Source organism: Salinimicrobium profundisediminis (assembly GCF_026241755.1).
GTDB lineage: Bacteria > Bacteroidota > Bacteroidia > Flavobacteriales > Flavobacteriaceae > Salinimicrobium > Salinimicrobium profundisediminis.
In genome coordinates, this window is record NZ_JAPJDA010000043.1 from 1 (window position 1) to 5,728 (window position 5,728).

Below are 5,728 nucleotides of genomic sequence, written 5' to 3' on the forward strand. Positions count from 1 at the left end.
ATTCTTCTTTTTTTTTTTGAATTTCACTTCTGAAAATTCAGTCTTAAATTTTCAGTCCGCGGCATTTTGTACAACGTCTCGAATAACACAAGTTGCGGCTTGGAGACTTGAATTTGTCCGTTTTAAATTTGCATTTTAAAGGTAGTCAAAAATGCCATTTTTGAGAGGTATTCCGCAATTTGAGTTATTCATTGTTGTACACAGTTCTATCTTGGATTAGTCAATAGTTCCACAATGAAATTCTTTGGGCTTTATATTTAATTTTTCATACATTTTATGAATCTGATGAGGGTCATTATATTCAGTTTGGCCGTATTGGAGATAAATTGTTTTTTTCAAATCCTCCTTAATAGAGAAAGTTGATTCATAGAATTTGCACTTCAGTCCGTAAATTTTTAAACGTATCTTTTTATCTACGATATCCGATTCATTTAAGTAAAAAATGCTTATTCCATCAAAATCTGTAATATCCGTTTCAATTCTTTTTCCCCCTGAATATATTTCTATAATAGAACCGGCTAAAGTGTCTTTACTTTTTTTCTCAATAGTCAGAAGGTCAACTTTAAATTGTTTCCGGTCAGGTGGATTTTGTCCGTTTACCTGAATGCACAAAAGAAAAAATAATATGTAACTAAAGTTTTTCATTGAATTGTGTACAACGTTCCCGTATAAAAACTGTGCGAGCTGGGGAGCTTGATTGTCCGCAGGACAATCAGGCGTTGCAAGCACGCACGGAGCTTCGATTTGAGACTAATATAAGCATTGTTTTTATACAGTGTTACCTCACGTTTTAATTGTCCGCTGTGACCATTCCAGCTATGAGTTAATGTTCATATTTGCCCGGACGTTCGGCTTGAACCGACCATCCGTTCCCGCGTCTGAGTAAAGTCCGCCGTCGTCATCGACCAGAACCGTTGCCAAATAAAGGTCTCAAAAATGGCTTTTAGGAACCGACTTTTCGAACCAAAAACTGCGACTGGAATTATCAGAAACCTTACCTCTCAAAAATGGCAAAAAAGAACTGTCTTTCCAGTTGAGAATGTGAGGTAACGTCTCGTATAAAAACAGTGCGAGCTGGCGAGCTTGATTGTCCGCAGGACAATCAGGCGTTGCAAGCGAGCAGTAAGTTTCGAGTTGAGACAGGTTTAAGCATTGTTTTTATACGTTGTTGCCATTAGTTTTTTTTAGTCCGTCAAGAATAGACAATTCCGCTGGTTCTAAATACTTTATCGGCAAGTAGATTCCTTGTTTTGATTTTGTCCTAAGCGCATAGTAGGTCTTTCTTTTGAGAATTGAAACCAGATCCGAGTAATCCAAGTCAGATTTGCTCTTTTCTGACTGCACAACTATTTTATCAGGTTCTATTTTGTAACTCAAATCAAAGTTTTGGAACCACGATTTTTTGGTCAGAATAATAATTAAGGGTTTCAAAATGTAATAAATGCCGAATGCTATCATAAATCCTGCATATCCCACTCCTGGTTTAGTGTCTCCGGTGAAATATAAATTTAATCCCATTATGAGGATCAGCGGTCCGCCAATTAGTCTGACAATGGTGAAGAAAACTCCGTACCCAAAAAAGTACTCATTCAAGAATATTTTAATTCTATCAAACTGAGATAAATGTTGTGTTTTCATTTTTTAAATTAATGGCAACGTCTCGTATAAAAACAGTGCGGCGATTGCCGGCGATGATTTTCCGCAGGAAAATCAGACGCAGCAAGTACGCCAAGTGTTTCGATTCGAGACTAAAATAAGCATTGTTTTTATATGTTGTTACCTCACGTTTGTTTGTCCGATGTGACCATTCCAGGTATGAGTTAATGTTCATATTTGCCTGGACGTTGGGCTTGAACCGACCGTCCGTTCCCGCGTCTGAGTAAAGTCCGCCGTCGTGATCGACCAGAACCGTTGCCAAATAAAGGTCTCAAAAATGGCTTTTAGGAATCGACTTTTCGAGCCGAAAACTGCGACTGGAATTATCAGAAACCTTACCTCTCAAAAATGGCAAAAAAATAATCTCTTTCGAATGGATAATGTGAGGTAACGTCTCGTATAAAAACAGTGCGGCGATTGCCAGCGATGATTTTCCGCAGGAAAATCAGACGCAGCAAGTACGCACAGACTTTCGATTCGACACTAAGATAGCATTGTTTTTATGCAATGTTACCTCACGTTTAATTTTGTCAGCAGGAACCGTTCCCGCTGTGAGTTAATATTCATTTTTACCAGGACATCCAGCTAAAACCAAAACTTTGCCTCCGCGTCCGAGTAAAGTCCGCTTCGTGATCGACAAGGACCGCTGCAAAACAGAGGTCTCAAAAATGGCTTTTAGGAACCGACTTTTCGGACCAAAAACAACGGCTGGCAAGGTTCAGAAACCTAACCTCTCAAAAATGGCAAAAAGCACTGGTTTTCGGTTTTGAGAATGTGAGGTAACGTCCCGTATAAAAACAGTGCGGCGATTGCCGGAGATGATTTTCCGCAGGAAAATCAGACGCAGCAAGTACGCACAGACTTTCGATTCGACACTAAGATAGCATTGTTTTTATACATTGTTGCCAAATGCACCGCCCGCCCGAGTGAGCCGCGTCGCTTTTAATCCGTTGCGTATTGCTTTTAAAGTTTAAGTTTTCTTACCTCTCAAAAAAGGCATTTTTATATCCGATTGTTTTTCTCCAATTGAGTGAGAAAGTCCGCTGAATTTAGTTTTGAAACGCCAATTTTCTTACCTCTCAAAAATGATATTTTCAGTGCTTCTTTTTTTCTCCGTTCGAGTGAGAAATCCGCTGCTTTTCATATCTGTTTAAAACTGGCACACTGAAAATCAAAATAAAACCAAATGCAAGCGTGTATTTATTTATATAATTATTGCCAAATATGTAAAGGGTGAAGATTATAATACTAATAATTAAAAATAGATACTTCAAGTAAGGCAAAAATTTCATAACTCTTTAAAATTGAATATTTACGTTCTGTTGATCAGCGGTGTTTTTGGCAACGTCCCGTATAAAAACAGTGCTTGCTGGCAAGCTTGATTGTCCGCAGGACAATCAGGCGTTGCAAGAGAGCAGAAAGTTTCGATTCGAGACTGATTTGAGCATTGTTTTTATATGTTGTTGCCCACAGTACTATTTCAACTTCACTAATTTTCCTGGCATTTCATACCGCAGTGAATCATTTTCTATCACTCCCGAATAAGTCAGAGTATCACCTTCGATCTTCAAAACCTCTACTCTAATGCCGCCTGATGCGTTAATATATCTGGCCAGCTCATCTAAATTTTTGGAATTCTCATTGTAGGTCAGGATGTAGTTACAGTCGTCCTTGTACTTTATGTCGACTAAGGTTTCATCTCCTTTTTCATCAAGTTCTATTTGCTGGCCATCTTTTCTTGTCACTTTAAAAGATTGCGCATTTAGAGAATCAGCTGGAATCAGGAATTCTCCCGTTTTAAAGTCGGCACACGTTAATTCTTGTGCACAGGAACTAAATCCACAGATTAAAAGTGCACTAACTAAAATTTTTTTCATAATCATCTTTGTATTGTGGGCAACGTCTCGAATAACGCAAGTTGCGGGGTAGGGGACGCAAATCATTCCGTTAAACTATTATATTAAAGGTAGTCAAAAATGCCATTTTTGAGAGGTATTACGCAATTTGTGTTATTTATTGTTGCAAATCAGTGGCGACAGAGTTGAGTGAGCTCGTACTTAGCATTTTTCTTGATTAGTTTTTTTAATCCGCAACAGTGATAAAATCAATTTTTTGCCTTGAGTAAGGTTTATTTAATTTTTACCAGTTCTTAATTTTTAATCCGCAACAGTGAGAAAATTAATTTTAGGACTGAGTGGAGTCCGTTTATTTTTATCGCTTCCTAAATCATTCTTTTTGAGTATAAACTTGAAAGTTAAAACATTTATTCTTGCGTTTGAGTGGAAATCCGCTGTCACTTTTAATTTTATCCGGCTGAGTAATTGTCCGTTTTTGATCTCCAGAAGGTGAGCGAATTACTATTCTTTTTTATCTGTTTTGAGTGGAGTCAGGAGCCATTGTTTGCAACGTCTCGGTTAACGCAAGTGCGGATTTGGAAACGAAATTTATCTTCTAATTACTAATTTTAAAGGTACTCAAAAATGTCATTTTTGGATAGTCAGCCGCATTTGTGTTAACCGTTGTTACCTGCAGGCTTATATATGTTCCTTAATTTCTAGAGTGGAACAATAATTGTTTATTCTAGTATTTAGAATTACCTTTGCAGTATATTAGATGGCTTAATACTGTTTAAGTATTGTTAATATATAGTATTATTACACTTAATTAATAATAAAACAGTTTACTAGAACTAGAATAAAATATACATTTACAACAAGAGTCAAATCTTGAAAAATAATAATTATGAAAAGTATGTTTGAAAAATTGCAAGATTATTTCAATAATACTTCCCGAGAGCAAGTTGAAAAAGATTGGGAGTCTACTTCTAAATTTGATGAAGTTAATGGACCGAGTGTGGAAGAATTTATTGAATGCTCAAGTTATTTCTTTGAACTGGAAAAGGAAAAGCCAGATTTAAAGCAAGAAAGCTTTGTGAATAATATTAAAAATCCGAATTTTACTTCGGATTTTTTTTTGACATCAACTTATGGAAAAAGCAAGCTTTTCAATAGAGAAATATATTTTTGATAAAGTAATTATTAATCTCGAGAATCATACTTCTAATAAACTATCCGTAGATTTTAAGCCATCTGGCGTTTTCCACAAGGAAACTTCTACTTACGATTTGTCATTTGACTTCTCTGCTTACACCGAAAATGAAAAGGAAATAGAACCTTTTGTAAATGTTAGGTGTATAGGAACTTTTAAATTTACTTCCCTGTCTTCTTTTGAGGATATTCCACCATATTTTTATCGTAATAGTATAGCAATTCTTTTTCCCTATTTAAGAGCCTACGTCAGTATGGTTACAAATCAGGCAAACATTCCGCCAGTTGTGTTACCTACAATGAACTTGGTTTCTCTTGAAAAACCTTTAAAGGATAATACAACGGTTGTTTAAATTGATCCTTTGGAACGGAAAATAATCTATCAAACACTCGAGGATAAAGAAAACCCTGAGGAAGTAGAACTAAAGGGTCCTTTTCCATGTAACTGGCATAATGCCTGGTTGGGAAACGGATATTACTTTTGGGATACTTTTATAGAAAATGCACATTGGTGGGGCAAGAAGCATAGAAATGATAAATATATTATAGGAAAATCTTCTTTTGATTTTTCTGACAAGACTTGTTTAGATCTTGTCGGGAATACTTCTCATATGTTAGACTTTGAGAAAAGTGTAGAATTAATGAAAAAGGAAGGATTAGTTAATAAAAAGACGACCGTAGCCAGAGTTATTTCTTTTATGAAAGAAAAAAATGTTTTAGAGCAACAGTCCGTAAGAGTGTATGGCATAAATTCCAGATCAGAAAAAACTAAACCCAATTATCGTTTAAAATTTGAATTAAACAAGCCACAATATTTGGTTTATAAGCCTGCTATACAGATTTGCCTTTTCGGTTTTAAAGGGCTTAATTTGAGTGACTTTTCAATTGTTTATCCCGACATATATATTAATGAATATGTAATATAGTTTTTGTCAGGAGCTTGCAGGTAACGTCCCGGTTAACGAAAGTGGCGAGTAGGGAAGTTCCACTTGTCCGGCGTAACGATTTCTTTCTTATGGAATTAA

Annotated in this window: 6 protein-coding genes; 3 read left to right on the top strand and 3 right to left on the bottom strand. The window is 36.0% G+C overall.

From position 1 onward, the window contains the following. Window positions 1-216 precede the first annotated feature (216 nt). The 3 genes from OQ279_RS17055 to OQ279_RS17065 all read right to left on the bottom strand — a co-directional run bounded on the left by OQ279_RS17055 (window position 217) and on the right by OQ279_RS17065 (window position 3,533). Window positions 217-729 carry a hypothetical protein gene (locus OQ279_RS17055; protein ID WP_266071254.1) on the bottom strand — a complete coding sequence of 171 codons (513 nt, stop codon included), beginning with the start codon at window positions 727-729 and terminating at the stop codon, window positions 217-219. Between the two features lie 429 nt (window positions 730-1,158). After that, on the bottom strand, window positions 1,159-1,638 hold the full coding sequence (locus tag OQ279_RS17060; RefSeq protein ID WP_266071255.1) for a YcxB family protein: 480 nt from the start codon (window positions 1,636-1,638) through the stop codon (window positions 1,159-1,161). A 1,493-nt stretch (window positions 1,639-3,131) separates the two neighbouring features. After that, complete coding sequence (locus OQ279_RS17065) at window positions 3,132-3,533, bottom strand: hypothetical protein (protein WP_266071256.1); 402 nt, start codon at window positions 3,531-3,533, stop codon at window positions 3,132-3,134. A gap of 865 nt (window positions 3,534-4,398) precedes the next feature. On the opposite strand from OQ279_RS17065, the gene OQ279_RS17070 reads away from it, so the two are divergent. The 3 genes from OQ279_RS17070 to OQ279_RS17080 are packed head-to-tail and all read left to right on the top strand — an operon-like array spanning window position 4,399 to window position 5,629. Beyond that, window positions 4,399-4,683 carry a hypothetical protein gene (locus OQ279_RS17070; RefSeq protein ID WP_266071257.1) on the top strand — a complete coding sequence of 95 codons (285 nt, stop codon included), beginning with the start codon at window positions 4,399-4,401 and terminating at the stop codon, window positions 4,681-4,683. Then, window positions 4,643-5,056: a protein-export chaperone SecB gene (locus OQ279_RS17075; RefSeq protein WP_266071258.1), complete on the top strand. Its 414-nt coding sequence runs from the start codon at window positions 4,643-4,645 to the stop codon at window positions 5,054-5,056. Before OQ279_RS17070 ends, OQ279_RS17075 begins: the two co-directional genes overlap by 41 nt. 9 nt (window positions 5,057-5,065) lie before the next feature. Next, on the top strand, window positions 5,066-5,629 hold the full coding sequence (locus OQ279_RS17080; protein ID WP_266071259.1) for a hypothetical protein: 564 nt from the start codon (window positions 5,066-5,068) through the stop codon (window positions 5,627-5,629). The last annotated feature ends 99 nt before the right edge of the window (window positions 5,630-5,728 follow it).